Annotated in this window: 18 protein-coding genes; 13 read left to right on the top strand and 5 right to left on the bottom strand. The window is 62.1% G+C overall.

Translation table 11 applies throughout. The features are described 5' to 3' along the window. Positions 1 to 204 precede the first annotated feature (204 nt). The 3 genes from ACTJKM_RS00250 to ACTJKM_RS00240 all read left to right on the top strand — a co-directional run bounded on the left by ACTJKM_RS00250 (position 205) and on the right by ACTJKM_RS00240 (position 1,841). Positions 205 to 909: an SH3 domain-containing protein gene (locus tag ACTJKM_RS00250; RefSeq protein WP_082615819.1), complete on the top strand. Its 705-nt coding sequence runs from the start codon at positions 205 to 207 to the stop codon at positions 907 to 909. Positions 910 to 1,062: 153 nt separating this feature from the next. Continuing rightward, the gene (locus ACTJKM_RS00245) at positions 1,063 to 1,344 is read left to right on the top strand and encodes a hypothetical protein (protein ID WP_057250404.1); all 282 of its coding nucleotides are present in this window, start codon (positions 1,063 to 1,065) and stop codon (positions 1,342 to 1,344) included. 326 nt (positions 1,345 to 1,670) lie between these two features. Further along, positions 1,671 to 1,841 (top strand): hypothetical protein, encoded by a 171-nt coding sequence (locus ACTJKM_RS00240; protein ID WP_176707512.1) that lies wholly within the window; start codon positions 1,671 to 1,673, stop codon positions 1,839 to 1,841. Between the two features lie 267 nt (positions 1,842 to 2,108). Here the strand turns inward: ACTJKM_RS00240 and ACTJKM_RS00235 are convergent, their stop codons facing one another. The 3 genes from ACTJKM_RS00235 to ACTJKM_RS00225 all read right to left on the bottom strand — a co-directional run bounded on the left by ACTJKM_RS00235 (position 2,109) and on the right by ACTJKM_RS00225 (position 5,583). Then, positions 2,109 to 2,654: a DUF1254 domain-containing protein gene (locus ACTJKM_RS00235; protein ID WP_057250402.1), complete on the bottom strand. Its 546-nt coding sequence runs from the start codon at positions 2,652 to 2,654 to the stop codon at positions 2,109 to 2,111. Next, positions 2,647 to 3,234: a DUF1214 domain-containing protein gene (locus ACTJKM_RS00230; RefSeq protein ID WP_058325572.1), complete on the bottom strand. Its 588-nt coding sequence runs from the start codon at positions 3,232 to 3,234 to the stop codon at positions 2,647 to 2,649. The genes ACTJKM_RS00235 and ACTJKM_RS00230 overlap by 8 nt, the downstream gene beginning before the upstream one ends. A 147-nt stretch (positions 3,235 to 3,381) precedes the next feature. Then, the gene (locus tag ACTJKM_RS00225) at positions 3,382 to 5,583 is read right to left on the bottom strand and encodes a transglycosylase domain-containing protein (RefSeq protein WP_057250398.1); all 2,202 of its coding nucleotides are present in this window, start codon (positions 5,581 to 5,583) and stop codon (positions 3,382 to 3,384) included. Between the two features lie 163 nt (positions 5,584 to 5,746). On the opposite strand from ACTJKM_RS00225, the gene ACTJKM_RS00220 reads away from it, so the two are divergent. Then, positions 5,747 to 6,214 carry a YcgN family cysteine cluster protein gene (locus ACTJKM_RS00220; protein ID WP_057251076.1) on the top strand — a complete coding sequence of 156 codons (468 nt, stop codon included), beginning with the start codon at positions 5,747 to 5,749 and terminating at the stop codon, positions 6,212 to 6,214. A gap of 190 nt (positions 6,215 to 6,404) precedes the next feature. On the opposite strand, the gene ACTJKM_RS00215 is transcribed toward ACTJKM_RS00220, so the two are convergent. Together ACTJKM_RS00215 and ACTJKM_RS00210 are read right to left on the bottom strand one after the other, a co-directional pair. After that, positions 6,405 to 6,743: an MmcQ/YjbR family DNA-binding protein gene (locus ACTJKM_RS00215; protein WP_057250396.1), complete on the bottom strand. Its 339-nt coding sequence runs from the start codon at positions 6,741 to 6,743 to the stop codon at positions 6,405 to 6,407. A 225-nt stretch (positions 6,744 to 6,968) separates the two neighbouring features. Continuing rightward, positions 6,969 to 7,109 carry a hypothetical protein gene (locus ACTJKM_RS00210; protein WP_173515957.1) on the bottom strand — a complete coding sequence of 47 codons (141 nt, stop codon included), beginning with the start codon at positions 7,107 to 7,109 and terminating at the stop codon, positions 6,969 to 6,971. Between the two features lie 839 nt (positions 7,110 to 7,948). Here ACTJKM_RS00210 and feuN point away from each other — a divergent pair. From feuN to ACTJKM_RS00165, 9 genes are all read left to right on the top strand, one after another. Continuing rightward, positions 7,949 to 8,203 carry a two-component system FeuPQ modulator FeuN gene (feuN, locus tag ACTJKM_RS00205; RefSeq protein ID WP_057250394.1) on the top strand — a complete coding sequence of 85 codons (255 nt, stop codon included), beginning with the start codon at positions 7,949 to 7,951 and terminating at the stop codon, positions 8,201 to 8,203. Between the two features lie 142 nt (positions 8,204 to 8,345). Next, entirely contained in the window at positions 8,346 to 9,017 is a 672-nt protein-coding gene (gene feuP / locus ACTJKM_RS00200) for a two-component system response regulator FeuP (RefSeq protein WP_034789361.1), read from the top strand. Then, positions 9,007 to 10,392, top strand: a complete 1,386-nt coding sequence (locus tag ACTJKM_RS00195) for an ATP-binding protein (protein ID WP_058325573.1) — start codon at positions 9,007 to 9,009, stop codon at positions 10,390 to 10,392. Before feuP ends, ACTJKM_RS00195 begins: the two co-directional genes overlap by 11 nt. A gap of 217 nt (positions 10,393 to 10,609) precedes the next feature. Further along, positions 10,610 to 11,053 (top strand): hypothetical protein, encoded by a 444-nt coding sequence (locus tag ACTJKM_RS00190; RefSeq protein WP_058325574.1) that lies wholly within the window; start codon positions 10,610 to 10,612, stop codon positions 11,051 to 11,053. A 132-nt stretch (positions 11,054 to 11,185) separates the two neighbouring features. Beyond that, complete coding sequence (ccmI, locus tag ACTJKM_RS00185) at positions 11,186 to 12,328, top strand: c-type cytochrome biogenesis protein CcmI (RefSeq protein WP_058325575.1); 1,143 nt, start codon at positions 11,186 to 11,188, stop codon at positions 12,326 to 12,328. Beyond that, positions 12,325 to 12,777, top strand: coding sequence for a cytochrome c maturation protein CcmE (gene ccmE / locus ACTJKM_RS00180; protein WP_057250386.1), 453 nt, complete (start codon positions 12,325 to 12,327; stop codon positions 12,775 to 12,777). The genes ccmI and ccmE overlap by 4 nt, the downstream gene beginning before the upstream one ends. After that, positions 12,774 to 14,762, top strand: a complete 1,989-nt coding sequence (locus tag ACTJKM_RS00175; RefSeq protein WP_058325576.1) for a heme lyase CcmF/NrfE family subunit — start codon at positions 12,774 to 12,776, stop codon at positions 14,760 to 14,762. The genes ccmE and ACTJKM_RS00175 overlap by 4 nt, the downstream gene beginning before the upstream one ends. Beyond that, complete coding sequence (locus ACTJKM_RS00170; protein WP_058320294.1) at positions 14,759 to 15,214, top strand: cytochrome c-type biogenesis protein; 456 nt, start codon at positions 14,759 to 14,761, stop codon at positions 15,212 to 15,214. Before ACTJKM_RS00175 ends, ACTJKM_RS00170 begins: the two co-directional genes overlap by 4 nt. Positions 15,215 to 15,554: 340 nt before the next feature. Further along, positions 15,555 to 17,114 (top strand): Do family serine endopeptidase, encoded by a 1,560-nt coding sequence (locus ACTJKM_RS00165; protein ID WP_058325577.1) that lies wholly within the window; start codon positions 15,555 to 15,557, stop codon positions 17,112 to 17,114. Positions 17,115 to 17,163: the final 49 nt, after the last annotated feature.

Below are 17,163 nucleotides of genomic sequence, written 5' to 3'. Positions count from 1 at the left end.
TCAGGCTTACGGCACATGCGTGGCGCGCGACAGGGCCGCCCATTCGCCCCGCTGGCCCCGCATTTCTCGGGGACATCCGCGGCATCAGCCATAAAAAATCCACATGCGGTCAGGAGTTATCGCGGCGACGGTCAAGGGCTCCGGACGCCCGCCGACGTTTGGAGGCCAAATGAAGAGGGGCCTCTCCATGGGAGATATGGAACTGTGAAGAAATTTATCCTGCGCGCAGCGGCGGTCTGTGCGCTCCTCGCGGCCCCGGTTGTCGCCGAGGCTGCCGAAGGCTTTGCCACTGCCAATGTGAACATGCGCTCCGGTCCGAGCACCCGCTATCCGGCGGTATCGATGATCCCGGTCGGCGAATCGGTGGAAATCCACGGATGCCTTGCAGATCTGCCGTGGTGCGATGTCTCGTTCTACGGTGGGCGCGGCTGGGTCGCCGGGCGTTATGTCCAGGCCGACTATCGCCGCAATCGCGTTTACGTCGAGCCCCGCTATTATCGCCCGCTCGGAATTCCAACGGTCGTCTTCCAGTTCGACAACTATTGGGACCGCAACTACCGCGGTCGTGACTTCTATCGCGAGCGCGATCGTTGGCGCCACGGACCGGATTGGGTCGACGACCGCCGGAATCGTCGCGACTGGGAGCGCCAGCGCGAGCGCGACCGCCGCGACTGGGAAAGTGACCGCCGCCGCGAGCGCCGGGACTGGGAAACCGGTGAACGTGAAGACGAGTGGCGGCGCCGCGAGAGCGAATGGAACCGCGAGCAGACCGTGCGTGAAGAGCGCCGCGAATGGGAACGTCGCAGCGACGGCGTGCGCGTTCGCCAGAACGATGACGGCATCTACGAAGGCGCCCGCCCGGCACCGTTTGTTCGGTGCCAGTTCGACGATCCGAACTGCGAAAACTGACGTGGAGCGCCTGAAACGGCGTTCTTGCGTTGGACTGGAAAACGGGCGGCTCTGGCCGCCCGTTTGCTTTTCGGCGCTCCGGTTTTCTGCAGCTTCTGGCGGAACCAAACGCCATCCGGAGCGTTGAGACGGCGCAGACAAGGGAGCATTGTAATGGTGGAAAAGAAACTGGAGGCCGTGCAGACAGTCAGCGAAAACGTTTCGCAGGCGCAAGCGCGTGCTGAGGTTGATGTGCAGATTGCCGAACTGCGGGCGGAAATCGCCCGGCTGACCGAAGCAGTCTCTGCGATTGGCAGCGGCACGAGGGCAGTCGTGCAGGGCGAGGCGGAGTTGATGGTGGAACGCGTTCGCGAGCGCGTGCGCGAGGAGCCGCTGTCGACGCTGGTGGCGGTTGCCGGGGTGTCGTTTCTGTTTGGCCTGATCTCGCGACGCTAGCGAAAAGCCGCGGTTTGCGAACCGCCGCTCCGGGTTGTTACCTCGGATACATCTCGGGGGCTCGTCTGGCGAGATAATGAATCTAGGTTGGTGTTGCAGCGGTGTATTAGCAATCTGTTAACCAGCCTATGGCTCAATCGGGGCGGACCCGTTATCATCGGGCTGCGTCGTGTGAACCAGAAGAGCAACATCCGGGCGACCGGAAGAAGGAGCAAACGAGAAAAGCGCGCCTGTCCAGGCAAGGCCTGGAAAAATGCGCTGGCCCGAGAGGGCAGGGTGAAATCTGTACGGTAGTTCATCCGTCTCAAGACTTTGTGGAGACGAGCATGGCAGACGTGATCAGAATTCAGGACCGAAAGGTTCGCGTACCGCCGCGTAGACCGCCGGCCATATCGGGCGGGGCCAAAGTGCTTCTGTTTACCGGTATCCGCTACGAACGCCTCGACCGCGACCCGCAGCCGACGGCACCCGATGGACGCCGGATCAAGAAGCAGTAACGTTCGATTTCCCGCATCGGCGGCCGGTTACGACCGGGCGCGCGTCCTTGGCCCGAAACCTCAGGGTCCTTCACCATAATTCCTGCACTGAACGTAGTCTTTGCGTTGGCTGTCTGCCGCGCGCAACCGCGACAGCGCGGTCAGATGCCTTCACGTCCGAAGCATCTAAAGCGCCGTGCGTTCAAATGAACGCACTAAGGTCGCTCTAGCACTTTGTTTCTAGAGCATCTTTCCGCTTCAAGTGATTCCACTTGAAAGCGGGATACTCTAGCGCCGAAATGGCTCGCAGCTTGATTCCGCAAGGAAATTGCGGACCTGCTCCTCGAAACTGTCGACTGGCGCCATCGCTCTCAAAACGGCGTAGCCGTCCTGTTCCTTCATCTCCACCATGATCGATTGTGCCAGTGCCTCCGGCGGAGACTTGCGCAGTTCTACCAGCTGAATCGGCGTCGCGACGACAAGATCGAGCTTGCCGTTGACCGCCGTGTGGTCGTTCATGCTGAAGACTTCGTTCGAATTGCTGTCGAAGACCGCGAGCGACCAGAACGGCACGCTGCCGCTGGCGAGGAAGCGCGCCGGCCCGTCCGAGATCGAGAAGCTGCAAACGGCCGCCCTGAGATAGGGATCGTCATTGGCAAGGCCGGTCGACCCCGGCGTGCTCGTCAGCGCGAAGAAACTGTCCATCTCGAGCAGCCCCAGCACGCGGGTATAGGCGTCGCGGCCGGTAAATTGCGGCAGCGACAGGATGATGATGATGTGCAGCAGGGCGGCGCCTACGAGGCCGAGGACCGTGGCGAAGAGAACCTTACGCATCGCCGCACCCGGTCTTGGTGATAACAGGCATGGCGAGGTCGATCAGGCCCGAGGAACCTGCAGTCGGCGTGTCGAGCAGCGTCAGGACCAGCCGGAAGGTCCCCGCATGGCGCACGGCCAGCCAATTGTCCGGCTGGGCGTTCGGCGACACATGGATAGTGAAATTGCTGTTTTCGCTACGCAGCACCGTCCAGGAATTGAGGGCCGAGGGCAGGTCGGAGCCGGGACGCAACGGCAGGCCGTCGGCATTCGCGGCATAAAGCGTCCAGAAGCGAGCCTGCGGCGTCAGCCCCGTGACGTCATAGGAGCAGGTCGCCTGGAGCTTCTGGCCCTTGTCGTCGGTCTGGGCGCTGAACATCAATCCTTCGGCGCCACCGTACAGAAGTTCGCCCGCGCGCGCCCGGTGCGCCTTGGCATAGGGATCGGCATTGATCGTCTGCGCTTCCGGAAAAGCAACCCACGGGCCGATCGCGATCGAGCCGAAACCGACGGTCGCCTTCAGCGCCCATACGGCCGAGGCAATGCCGCCGCCGAAGGCGATGGCAAGAGCGAGGGCGACGAGGAAGGGGATTCGAAACAAGGGCGGCTCTATCGGAAATCGTTCGGCGGCGGGGCAACATGGGGTTGCCTCCATATGTCGCCGAAATTGGCGCCCGGCGCAACGGCGACTGACGGGGCGCGCGCGGCCTCACGATGAGATGGATGCCGCGGGCCTGGCCGGGAGACTTTAGTTGCTGGCGGCATTGGGGTCCGTCTGTCCGGAGCGTTTTTCTTCGGCAGCGCCGAGGGCGGCGAGCCTGCCGCCGGCCTTTTCTGGCGCTTTCAGTGCTGGGGCCTTTTCGAAGGTCTCGCCGATCGTGCGCAGCAGGCGGGTGACCTCGGCCGACAACGAGCGCGGGCGGACGAGTGGCGGCAGGGCGTTCTCGTCCGGCTTGGCCGTCGCGACCTCTGGCTGCTTCGCCGGCGCCGTCGGGGCGGTGACGCCGGGGATAGCGCGGTGCTCGATGCCTTGCTCGGCATAGTCCATTAGCCGCTTGAAGGTCATCGCCGGCAGGGAGCCGCCGGTCATGTTGTTGGTGGACGTGTAGTCGTCGTTGCCGAACCAGACGGCGGTCGTATAGTCGCCGGTGAAGCCGGCGAACCAGGCGTCGCGATAGGCCTGCGTCGTGCCTGTCTTGCCGCCGACGACAATGCCGTTGTCGAGCGCAGCCTTGCGCGCCGTGCCGATGATCGGAATCTGCGTCAGCATCGAATTCATCGATGTATTTGCGGTTTCCGAAAGCACGCGCCGCGCCGGCGGTTCGTCACGCCCGAAGTCGTAAAGAATGTCGCCGTCATAGTTGAGAATCTGGCTGATCCCGTGGCGGCGCGACTGCATGCCGCCGGCCGGAAACACGGCATAGGCGGTCGCCTGATCGAGCACTGTCACTTCGGAGGTACCGAGCGGCATCGTCTTGTCGGTGCGCAGCGGTGTTTCGATGCCCATTGCCTTGGCGGTCTGAGCGATCAGATCGGTGCCGAGCTTGTCCTTGGCGAGGCGCACGGGGATGGTGTTGATCGACTTGGCGATCGCCGTCAGGATGGTGATACGCCCGGCATAGCTGCGGCCGTAGTTCTGTGGTGACCAGCCGCGCCAAGTGATCGGTGCGTCGACGACGACCGTTTCCGGCGTCATGCCTTTTTCCATCGCCGCTGCGTAGGTGTAGACCTTGAAGGAAGAGCCTGGCTGGCGCAACGCGCGGGTCGCCCGGTTGAACTGGCTCTCGCCATAGTCGCGGCCGCCGACCATGGCCCGCAACGCGCCGCCATTTTCGATCATCACGAGCGCGCCCTGCTTCACATGGAAGCTCTCTCCATATTGGCGCAGGCTCGATTCGACCGAGTCCTCGGCAGCGTTCTGCAGGCCCATGTCGATCGTGGTGCGCACGATCAGCGAGTGCTGCGCGAAGGGACGGGCGATGCGCTGGACTTCGTCAAAGGCCCAATCGAGGAAGAAGTCGGGTGCCTTCACCTGGGCGCGATCGATCACGGTTGCGGGAGTGAGCCGCGCCGCAATCACCTGGCCTTCCGTCATCAGCCCGCCCTGGACGAGGTTGCTCAGAACCTCGTTGGCGCGTCCGCGCGCGGCCGGCAGGTTGACGTGCGGCGCGTAACGGGCCGGTGCCTTGAAGAGGCCGGCCAGCATCGCCGATTCCGCCAGGCTGACATCGGTGATCGACTTGCCGAAATAGAACTGCGCTGCCGCTGCCGCGCCGAAGGTGCCGCCGCCCATATAGGCGCGGTCGAGATAGAGCCTTAGGATTTCCTTCTTCGAAAGGTTGCATTCGAGCCAGACGGCAAGGAAGGCTTCCTTGATCTTGCGCTCGATCGTGCGTTCGTTGGTGAGGAACAGGTTCTTGGCGAGCTGCTGGGTCAGTGTCGAGCCGCCCTGGACGACACCGCCGGCGCGGGCATTCTCGGTCATCGCCCGGGCAAGGCCGAGGAAGTCGATGCCCCAATGGTCGAAGAAGCGGCGATCTTCGGTCGCCAGCACCGCCTTGATCAGATGATCGGGCAGTTCGTCGATCGGCACGGAATCTTCGTGAATGATGCCGCGGTGGCCGATTTCATTGCCGTAGCGGTCGAGGAAGGTGACGGCGAAATCGCTCTGGGCGCGCCAGTTTCCCTTGGTTTCCTCGAAGGCGGGAAGCGCGAGCGCCAGCATCAGCACGGAGCCGACGGTGCCCCAGTTCATGCCTTCGCCGAGCACCTCGAAGACGACCTTTTTCCAGCCTGTGACGCGGAAACGGCGGAAGAAGATGGTGGTATCTTCCCACCATTGCGACAGCTTGAAGCCGGCATTCCAGACCGTGGAATCGATCCAGGAGTCGACCCTGAGAAAGATGTGCCGTTTTTTCGGCCGGTTATCGTCTTTCCTCGGTTCCCGCACGTCTCAACGTCCTGAAGGCTTTGTGGCATCATGCCGGCGCCGGGCAATATTTGCACGACGTCAAATTCCAATCTACTTGCATATCGCGCCGCCGGCCTTAAAAAACCGGCAATTTTCTGCGAAATTTCTGTATCGCGGGCTATTTGACGAAAGTGTGATGACGATGGGCGAAATGCCTTTCTGGAAGGCGAAAAGCCTTGAGGACATGACCAATACGGAGTGGGAAAGCCTTTGCGACGGCTGCGGGCTCTGTTGTCTGAACAAGCTGGAGGATTGGGATACCGGCGAGATCGCCTGGACCTCGATCCGTTGCACCTTGCTCGATGGCGAGAGCTGTCGTTGCAAGGACTATGAAAACCGGCAGGCGACGGTGCCCGATTGCATCCAACTGACACCCAAGGCCGTGCGCGAGATTACCTGGCTGCCGCCGACGTGCGGTTACCGCCTCGTTGCCGAGGGGCGCGATCTCTATTGGTGGCACCCGCTGGTTTCAGGCGACCCGGACACGGTTCATGCTGCAGGCATTTCGGTGCGTGGCCGCACCGTCGCCGAGGATGGCATCGATATCGAAGACTATGAAGATTATCTCGTCACCTGGCCGCTGGAAGTGGGACAGGAAAGCGTGGATTGAGAGGGGACCGGCCGGCGCTTCGCAATCGCCCTGAGAGCGGAGCGCTTTGCATTCCGGCGAGGCGGCTATCCGCTTTTCGATCCAGCGTAATGCGCGTCGCGATCTTTCAGATTCGCTCCTTGCGCTTTAAGTTTTTTATATCTCGCTTGTCGTTATCGCAAAACCGCTGCGCACTTCTGCGCGACAGGCTTTAGTGACTGCCACCGTTCTTCTTGACGAGGTTTTTCGGCGCGACGTTACGCCAGGCGGTTTCCATCGACTGGCGGACGAGACCCTCGTCCGCTTCGACGAAGTAGAATGAGGTCCAGCCGCGGTCGCCCCAGCCGCCGGGCACGGCGGCGCAGACCCCGGGCTCCATTTCCAGAAGCATGCGCTGCTGGTCAGGCGTGAATTTGAAGACCGCGCGACCCGCTTCCGGCAAGCTCATAAAAATGCGCTTTCCCACCCGGAAGTCCCGTGTGCCGAAATGCGCGTTTTCTTCCGTTCCCGGCAAGCTTAGCGCGAGTTTTTCGATCTCTTCGGTTAGCATTCGGGAAGAGTAACATGGTTTTTCCGAATGGCCAAAAGGCTGAAAATCGCCACAAAAATCGAAGGGCCGCAGCATTTGCCACGGCGCCTATCCGTTCGAGCGGCGACGGAACACGCGGCATTGCAGGACGTGTTTCATCCCGACCCGAAGGTTCAACTCCGTGTTGCGTCTTCTCTATGTTGGGAGGGTCATGGCGCGCGACAATCGATGCGCCGTTGACAGGCGTTACTCAGCCGGTTGGATCGGCTTCGGGGTGCTTTCGCCGGCAGCGCGCATGGCGCGCCATTCGTTTTCGAAACGGTCGAGCAGCGATTGCGGTACTTTGGACTGCTGAGATGCGGGCTGGTTGTTGGCGAGCGTCTGCATCCGATCCTCCCGGGCCTATGACGGTTTCATGACGTTTGATGCGGCGGACAATTTCATATCGTAAAGACTTTGTAAATCAGTGGCTTAAATCATTTAAACGATTGAAAAATATTTAAATCGATTAATTTTTCGTTGATCCACAGCCGTCCGTCAATTCACAGATGTGGTAGTTCAGATGCGACTAAATTGGCTGTTCTTTTGAAGTAATTTTGCGAACGTCTATTCTTTGTACGCGAACGCCAAGCTTCACGTATTCAGGCACGAATAGGATGTGCCGAACGTCGGCACGCTTGCGCGCTAGGGGGCGAAAACCATCGCTATGAAATCGAAGGGTGTCAGTGGCTTAGTCTGGCTGCCGGAATCGGGCTGCGATCAACTTGACTCAACCTCGCAGGGTGTTGACTCAGTTTTCGAACGATCGCCGCCAAGGGATTCAAAGGAATCGGGAATCGCTTCCTGCTTGATGTGCTGTCTCAGTGTTCGGGCTATGGCGGATGCCCTGGCCATCGCGACGCGCGAGCCTATGACGACGTCTGAAGTCTAGCGAAACATACTTAACAAAAGGCTGCCACGACCAAGGCCGGTGAGCTTCAAGCTCTGTTCTCCCCGCAGCCGCGCAGATGAAACTGTCGCATGAAGTGGCTATCGCTAGCCGAAGGAGGGCCCTGGCCCGGGTTCCGTCAGGGATGGAATCGCTGCAATCTAGGGTCGGAATTCCAGTTGAGTCTGTGGGTTTTCCAATGGGTTCCTGGTGGCTCGGAAGGCCGACATTCATTTGCCATTCAGCCTCATTCGGTTATTGCTTCTGCCATGATGCTTCCCAAGTCGAAAGTGCGTTCATGTCTTCACCAGTGATCATAGCCGCGCTTGCTGCAGGCCTCGCGGGCTTCAGCCCGCCTGCGATCAACGTGCCGTCGGATAATGTCGTCCGTGTGGCCGGCGATTGCAGCGCGGCCGCTGCACAGGTGGTCGCCGACACCGGCGGCGAGTTGTTGTCGGCACAACCGACGTCCGATGGCCAGTGCGTGATCACGGTGCTCGTTCCCGGTAACGGTGGGCGACCGAAAAAGGTGACCGTCAAGGTGCCGATGTAAGCGATCCCTGCAGTACCGTGCGTCTTGTCCGATGCGAAAAGGTCGCTGCAGTGCTTTGAATGCCTGCATGTTTCTGTCCTTAAATCGGCTAGGATTTAGCGAAACAAGCAGCGGGGATGGCCGCGAGAGGAAGTAGAGGCGAATGCGCATTCTGATTGTCGAGGACGACGCCAACCTGAACCGGCAGCTCGCCGAAGTGCTGAAGGAGGCCGGCTATGTCGTCGATCAGGCCTATGACGGCGAGGAGGGGCACTATCTCGGCGACGCCGAGCCCTACGATGCCGTGATCCTCGATATCGGCCTGCCGGAGATGGATGGCATCACGGTTCTGGAGAAGTGGCGCGGCGATGGCAAGACCATGCCGGTGCTGATCCTGACGGCGCGCGATCGCTGGAGCGACAAGGTCGCGGGCATCGATGCCGGCGCCGACGACTATGTTGCCAAGCCCTTTCATGTCGAAGAGGTTCTCGCTCGCATCCGCGCCCTGATCCGTCGTGCTGCCGGCCATGCAAGCTCGGAGATCGTCTGCGGCCCGGTGCGCCTCGATACCAAGGGTTCCAAGGCAACCGTCGATGGCGTGGCCCTCAAGCTGACGTCGCACGAGTTCCGGCTGCTTTCCTATCTCATGCACCACATGGGCCAGGTCGTTTCGCGCACGGAACTGGTCGAGCATATGTACGACCAGGATTTTGACCGCGATTCCAATACGATCGAAGTGTTCATCGGCCGGCTGCGCAAGAAGATCGGTAACGACCTGATCGAAACGGTGCGCGGTCTCGGATACCGAATGCAAGCGCCGGGCAATGGCAATTAGATCGCTCACAGCCCGCGTATTGGCGGTTTCCACCGTCTGGGCGGTCGTCGCCCTGGTCGTGATCGGCGTGGTCATTTCCGAACTCTATCGGCAGGGCTCCGAGCGCGGCTTCAAGGACCTCTTGCGCGCGCAGCTTTTCAATGTCGTCAATTCGATTTCGGTCAACGAGAAGACGGTCCTCTCTGGAAGCCCGCAGCTCGGCGATCTCCGCTTTTCGCAGCCGCAGACCGGCTGGTACTGGATCGTCGATCCGATCGGCGAATTCGACACACCGCCCTTGATCTCGACGTCGCTCGGCAACGGCAAGCTGCCGATCGCTAGCGTCGATGAGGTTCCGTTCGACACCGGCTACGTCCGGTTCTACACCACCAAGGATCCGTTCGGTAACGAGGTCGAGGTGTCCGAGACCGAGGTCGTGCTCGACATTCAAGGCCACACCGCGCGTTTTCGCGTGGCTGGCAACCGCGACGTGCTCGAAGCCGACATCAATCGCTTCACCCGCAACCTGACCATCGCGCTCTCCATCTTCGGTCTCGGCGGTCTCGGGGTGAACGCGCTGACCATCCTCTTCGGCCTGCGTCCGCTCGATCAGGTCCGCCGCTCCCTGGAGAAGATCCGCACCGGCGAAAGCGAAAGGCTCGACGGGGCCTTCCCGCGTGAAATCCAGCCGCTTGCCAACGAAGTCAACGCCTTGATCGACAGCAACCGCCGCATCGTCGAGCGTGCGCGCATGCAGGTCGGCAACCTCGCGCATTCCTTGAAGACCCCGATCGCCGTGCTCCTCAACGAGGCCCGCGTGCTGGATGCATCGCACGGCGAACTGGTGCGCAGCCAAGTCGATGCGATGCAGATGCAGGTTCAGTCCTATCTCAGCCGCGCGCGGATCGCGGCGCAGCGGGAATCCGTCCTGGCGAGGACCGAGGCGCAGCCGGCGCTCGAACGCCTGGTTCGGGTGATGCGCAAGCTCAACCCGGAAAAGCAGGTCCATCTGTCAATCAACCCGCCGGGATTGGTGCTCGCGATGGAGTTGCAGGACGTCGAGGAAACCGTTGGCAACCTGCTTGAAAATGCCGCCCGCCACGCCCGTGGCGAGGTGTGGCTGAACGTGCGGCCGGCGCCGATCGAGCTGCATGCGAAGGAGCCCGGGAGGCAGTGGATCGTGCTCGACATCGATGATGACGGCCCGGGGCTCAATCCCGACCAGATTGCGCTGGCGATGAAGCGCGGCAAGCGGCTTGACGAAAGCAAGCCTGGAACCGGGCTCGGGCTTTCGATCGTCAGCGAGATCGTGCGGGAATATCAAGGCACCATTGAGCTGTCGCGACGGGACGAAGGAGGCTTGCGCGCGCAGCTCCTGTTGCCGGCCGCGGCCTAGTGCAAGATGAGGAAGGGCGTACGCGGTTTCGTGATCTAGGTGTCACACCCGTGCTCGAAAATGTCACATCGGCAGGGCACGCAGTTGCCTCGGCAGGCGGGGAATGCCAAAAGAAAATCAAGGACAAGTCGTCATTTGACCCGAATGCATGGGGTTCTTGAATGCGGCTTCGGATAGGGATGATTGAGTGTCGCGGATCATGAGGAACCAGGCAGAAATGACACGGACTTTTGTCGTTGGCGGTAGGATCGTGGTGATCGCGTCGGCCGTGGCTCTTGCCGGTTGCGGCACCACCTCGGGCGGCAAGGGTGGTGTCGCCGGCCTCGGTTCGACCGCGACCCGCGCTGTCTCCTCGACAACCTACATCGCTGCGCTTCAGGGCGGCGTGATCGGTCGCCTTGCCGATCTCGATATCGGTACGTCCGACCGCCAGCGGGCGCTTGAGGCGGAGTATCGCGCACTCGAGGCGGCACCGGGTGGCCAGCCTGTGACCTGGAACGGACGCGGCGTCAGCGGCTCCGTCGTTGCGGCCGCTCCCTATCAGGTCGGATCGCAGAATTGCCGCCAGTACAGCCATACCGTCACGGTCAAGACCCAGGCGAAGACGGCCCGGGGTGCCGCGTGCCGCAATCCCGACGGCAGCTGGACGCCGCTGACCTGAGCGCAGCTTCTCTGAGGCGTCCGAGCGTTGTCAGGGACGGGCTTGGCCGGCCGTTGCGGCGAAACGCCTCAAATCTCCGTCATGACGGGTTTTCGAGTTGGAATGGCATGGGCCTCATAGTATTGAGCGTCCATGTTGTTCTGGATCCTCGTCGCCACTTTGACGGCGGCCGTCGCCGCCGTGCTGATCCTCCCGCTGATGCGGGCAGGGGAAGCCCCATCGTCTCCCCACAGCCATGACATCGAGGTCTATCGCGACCAGCTCGACGAACTGAAGCGCGATCAGGACAGCGGTCTGATCGGCAGCGACGATGCCGAGCTTGCGCGCGCCGAAGTGGCGCGCCGACTGCTGGCAGCCGGCGACAGCGATCGCGCTGTGGCGACGGCTGTTTCGCCGCGGCGCGGGGCCAATCGTCTGGCGCAGATATTCGTGCTCCTCTGTCTTCCCGCGGTTGGGCTCTGTCTTTATTTGCTGACCGGCAGCCCGGGCGTGCCGGCGCAGCCGCTTGCCGCTCGTCTTGCCGATCCCAACGGCGACATCAATGTCCTGATCGCCAAGGCAGAAAACCACCTTGCGGTGAACCCGAACGACGGCGCCGGTTGGGATCTGCTCGCACCGATCTACATGCGCAACGGCCGCATTGAGGAAGCGGTTGACGCCTATGACCGGGCGATCCGCTTGCTGGGGCCGACGCCGGCGCGTCTCGGCGGATACGCGGAGGCGCTCGTTGTGCAATCCGACGGCCTCGTGACGACGAAGGCGCAGGAGGCGCTCCGGCAGGCACTGACGCTCGACCCCAATGATCCGCGCTCGGAATTCTACCTTGCCCTCGGTCTCAAGCAGGAAGGCAAGAAGGAGGAGGCGCTGACTGCCTTCAACAGGCTGGTCGCGACGTCGCCTGCGGACGCGCCATGGCTGCCGCTGGTCAAGCAGCATGTGGCAGAGCTGACGGGCGCCGGCACCAGCAGCGCTGCCGCACCTGGCAATCCGAACGCCGAGGATGTCGCTGCCGCCGAGAGCATGAGCTCCGGCGATCGTCAGGAAATGATCCGCGGCATGGTCGAAAGCCTCGAAAGCCGCCTCAAGGAAAATCCAGATAACCTCGAAGGCTGGGCGCGACTGATCCGCTCCCATGTTGTCCTTGATCAACGAGACAAGGCCGCGGCAGCGCTAAAGGAGGGCCTGAAGACCTTCCCGGCCGATGGCGACGGGGGCAAACAGCTCCTGACGCTTGCTCGTGAACTCGGGATTGCGACCGATGGAGTGACGCAATGACGCGCAAACAAAAAAGACTGGCGATCATCGGCGGCGGCGTCGGCTTCCTGGTTCTCGCAGCCTTTCTTGTCATGTTCGCCTTCAGCCAGGCGATCGCCTATTTCTACGTGCCGAGCGATCTCGCCAAGGCGAACGTCTCTCCGGGTACGCGCATCCGCCTCGGCGGTGTGGTTGAAGGGGGGTCGGTGAAACGCGGCGACAGCAAGACGGTCACCTTTACCGTCACCGATACGCTTGCCGGCGTGCCGGTAACCTACACGGGCATCCTGCCCGACCTGTTCCGCGAAGGGCAGGGCGTGGTGACGGAGGGAGCCTTCGTTCAAGGGAGTTCCGTCTTCGTGGCGGATACGGTTCTCGCCAAGCATGACGAGACCTATATGCCGAAGGACGTCGCCGACCGCTTGAAGGCCCAGGGCGTTGAGCTCAGCGGGAAGGAAACCATTAAATGATCATCGAGCTCGGACACTACGCGCTGGTCCTGGCATTGGCGACCGCGGTCATCCAGGCCGCTTTGCCGATCCTCGGAGCACGGCTGAACGATCGCGGCTTGATGGAACTGGCGTCAAGCGCAGCGGTCGCCTGTTTTCTGCTGGTCGCTTTCGCTTTCGTTGTGCTCACCTTCGCCTATGTGACCTCGGACTTCTCGGTTCGCAACGTCTGGGAAAACTCCCATTCCCTGAAGCCGCTGATCTACAAGATCTCGGGTGTGTGGGGGAACCACGAGGGATCGATGCTGCTGTGGCTGCTGATCCTGACGTTCTTCTCGGCACTGGTCGCAGCCTTCGGGCGCAACCTGCCGGAAACGCTGAAGGCGAATGTGCTTGCGGTCCAGGCCTGGATCGCGATGGCCTTTGCGCTCTTCATTTTGCTGACGTCCAATCCGTTTGCGCGGTTGATCCCGGCGCCTGGTGAAGGCAAGGACCTGAACCCGATCCTCCAGGATGTCGGCCTCGCCATTCATCCGCCGCTGCTCTACCTCGGTTATGTCGGCTTCTCCGTCTGCTTCTCCTTCGCGATCGCGGCATTGATCGAGGGCCGCATCGATGCCGCCTGGGCGCGCTGGGTGCGCCCGTGGACGCTTGCCGCTTGGACGTTCCTTACTGCCGGCATTTCCATGGGCTCCTACTGGGCCTACTACGAGCTTGGCTGGGGCGGCTGGTGGTTCTGGGACCCGGTGGAAAACGCGTCCTTCATGCCCTGGCTCGCGGGCACGGCGCTGCTGCATTCGGCCCTGGTCATGGAGAAGCGCGAAGCGCTGAAGATCTGGACCGTGCTGCTCGCGATCATGACCTTCTCGCTGTCGCTGCTCGGCACCTTCCTCGTGCGTTCAGGCGTGCTGACCTCGGTTCATGCCTTCGCCACGGATCCGACCCGCGGCATCTTCATTCTCGCCATCCTCGTCTTCTTCATCGGCGGCGCCTTCACACTCTTCGCCTTGCGCGCCTCGCACCTGAAAGCCGGCGGCATCTTCGCGCCGATTTCGCGCGAGGGCGCGCTGGTCTTCAACAACCTGATCCTGACGACGGCGACCGCAACGGTTTTGACCGGCACGCTTTATCCGCTGGTGCTGGAGGCGCTCACCGGCGACAAGATCTCCGTCGGTCCGCCGTTCTTCAACATGACCTTCGGTCTCTTGATGCTGCCGCTGCTCTTCGCCGTGCCGTTCGGTCCATTGCTCGCCTGGAAGCGCGGTGACCTCGTCGGCGTCGCCCAGCGGCTCTTCGCTGCGGTTGCGATAGGTCTCGTCTTCGGTACTGGCTACTATTACGCAATGAATGGCGGCCCGGTCCTGGCGGTCTTCGGCATCGCTCTTGGCGTCTATCTGATCGCCGGTTCCCTGACGGATCTCGGCTTGCGCTCCGGTCTTGGCAAGGTCGCGGGCAACGTGGCCTGGCGGCGCTTCACCGGCCTGCCGCGCTCCGCCTTCGGCACGGCGCTTGCCCACATTGGCCTCGGCGTCACCCTGATCGGCATCGTCGCCGTCACGGCGTTCGAAACCGAGACCGTGGTCGAGATGAAGCCCGGCATGACGGTCGATGCCGGTGGCTACACCCTGCGCTTCGATGGCATGCGTAACGGTAGCGGCCCGAACTACACCGAAGAATCCGGTCACTTTACCATCAGCCGCGGCGGCGTTGCCGTGTCCGAAGTCTGGTCGTCGAAGCGTCTTTATCAGGCACGCCGCATGCCGACGACGGAGGCCGGCATCCGGACCTTCGGGCTCAGCCAGCTCTATGTTTCGCTCGGTGACCAGATCAGCGAAGGCGGTATCGTCGTGCGCATCTGGTGGAAGCCGATGATCCTTTGCATCTGGGGCGGAACGCTGTTCATGATATCAGGCGGTTTCGTGTCCTTGAGCGACCGTCGCCTGCGGGTCGGCGCGCCGACCCGGGCGAAGCGGCCGAAGACAGTACCGGTGGGAGCTGCCGAATGATCCGTCTGCTGCTAGCGCTCCTGCTGCTCCTCTCGCCTGTTGGCTCGGCCTTCGCGGTCAATCCGGACGAGGTACTCGCCGATCCCGCGCTGGAGGCGCGTGCCCGTGCAATCTCGGCCGAGCTGCGCTGCATGGTCTGCCAGAACCAATCGATCGACGATTCCAATGCCGAGCTCGCCAAGGACCTGCGGGTGCTCGTGCGCGAGCGCTTGGCCAATGGCGACAGCGATGAAGCGGTGATCGATTATGTCGTGTCCCGTTACGGCGAATTCGTGCTGCTGAAGCCGCGCTTCGAGACAAAGACGCTGATCCTGTGGGGCATGCCGGCGACCCTGCTGCTCGTCGGGGCGATCACCCTTGTCATTGCGGCCCGCCGCCGCGGAGCCCAAGCAAAGGGAACGCCGCTTTCCGAGGATGAAAAGGAAAAGCTGAAGAAACTGCTTCAGCCCTGACGTCTGCCAAAAGCGACGTGGCGCAATTTGCCGCTTCGCGCTCCTCGTCTCCAGGCCAACATGTTGAAACCGTTGGGGATCTCTCCGGTTGGAGAGCGGAGCCATTTGTGATGGCCCACGCTTTGGAACGGGCTTGAGCAGCGTCCATCTTCGCTGTCGCCGAACATTACCAAAAATTCATCTTCCGGACAGAACTCAGTAAGGTCCCATCCGTTACATCTTTCGTCATCGGCTGCCCCTCCAGTCAGCCAACCGAGCTCGTCTTCCCTGAGACGGGCATCGCAACCAGGTTTCGGTGCGGCCGCTCAGGCAGCATCAAGGAAGAGAAAAGGCAAAACGGATGTTTACGACCAAATCCCTGCGTCCCTCCCTCAAGACCGTTCTGAAGGCCTCGACGGTTGCCGGCCTTGCCGCCGTCATGCTGACCTCCGGCCTGCCGGCGCGCGTCTCCCAGTCCTTTGCGGAAGCGGTGAAGGTGGAAGCACCGTCGGTGCCGAGCTTTGCCAATGTCGTCGAGGCGGTTTCGCCGGCCGTCGTTTCGGTGCGCGTTCAGTCGCGCGTCAATCCGGTTTCCGAAGAGGGCAACAACTTCACCTTCGATTTCAATGGTCGCGGTTTCGACGATCTGCCTGATGACCACCCGCTGAAGCGCTTCTTCAAGGAATTCGGCCCGCGCGATGGTGACCGTGCTGAGCGCGGCGGCCCGGGTCGCCGTGGTCCGCATGGCGAAGGCCGCCTGCGTCCGACTTCGCAAGGCTCCGGCTTCTTCATCTCCGAAGACGGCTACCTCGTCACCAACAACCACGTCGTCTCAGACGGCGCAGCCTTCACCGTCATCCTCAATGATGGCACCGAGCTCGACGCCAAGCTGATCGGCAAGGACAGCCGCACCGACCTCGCCGTGCTCAAGGTCGACGACAAGCGCAAGTTCACCTATGTCAGCTGGGCTGACGACAGCAAGGTCCGCGTCGGCGATTGGGTCGTGGCCGTTGGCAATCCGTTCGGCCTCGGCGGCACCGTCACCTCGGGCATTATCTCCGCCCGTGGCCGTGACATCGGCTCCGGCCCCTATGATGACTACCTGCAGGTCGACGCGGCCGTGAACCGCGGCAACTCGGGCGGCCCGACCTTCAATCTCTCCGGTGAAGTGGTCGGTATCAACACCGCGATCTTTTCGCCGTCGGGCGGCAACGTCGGTATCGCCTTCGCCATTCCCGCAGCGACTGCCAAGGACGTCGTCTCCGACCTGATCAAGGATGGTTCGGTTTCCCGCGGCTGGCTGGGCGTGCAGATCCAGCCGGTGACCAAGGACATCGCCGAATCGCTCGGCCTGGCTGAGGCAAGCGGCGCGCTCGTCGTCGAGCCGCAGGCCGGCTCTCCCGGTGAAAAGGCTGGCATCAAGAAGGGCGATGTTGTCACCGCTCTGAATGGCGACACGGTCAAGGATCCGCGTGATCTTGCCCGCAAGGTGGCCGCAATCCGTCCGGGCACGACCGTCGACCTCGCGCTGTGGCGCAACGGCAAGTCCGAAAGCGTGAAGCTGGAAATCGGCACCCTGCCGAAGGATGACAAGGAAGCAGCCAAGAGCCAGGACGACCAGTCCGAAGAAACGCAGCCTTCGAGCGAACAGGCGCTGGCTGACCTCGGTGTTACCGTCGTGCCGTCCGACGACGGCAAGGGCGTCACCATCGCTTCGGTCGATGAGGACTCCGATGCCAGCGACCGTGGCCTGAAGACGGGCGAGAAGATCGTCTCCGTCAACAATCAGGAGGTGAAGTCTGCCGACGATATCCTCAAGGTCATCAACGCTGCCAAGAAGGACGGCCGCAGCAAGGCGCTCTTCCAGATAGAGGCCGAGAACGGCAGCCGCTTCGTGGCCCTACCGATCGATCAGGGCTGATCGCGGCAGTCAAATGATTGACCGGAGCGCCGCGATTTCCAAGTGATTT

This window comes from Ensifer sp. 22460 (genome assembly GCF_052044935.1).
In the GTDB taxonomy this organism is placed as follows: domain Bacteria; phylum Pseudomonadota; class Alphaproteobacteria; order Rhizobiales; family Rhizobiaceae; genus Ensifer.
The sequence above is the reverse complement of the archived record's forward strand: the minus strand, read 5'-3'. Positions and strand labels throughout refer to the sequence as shown.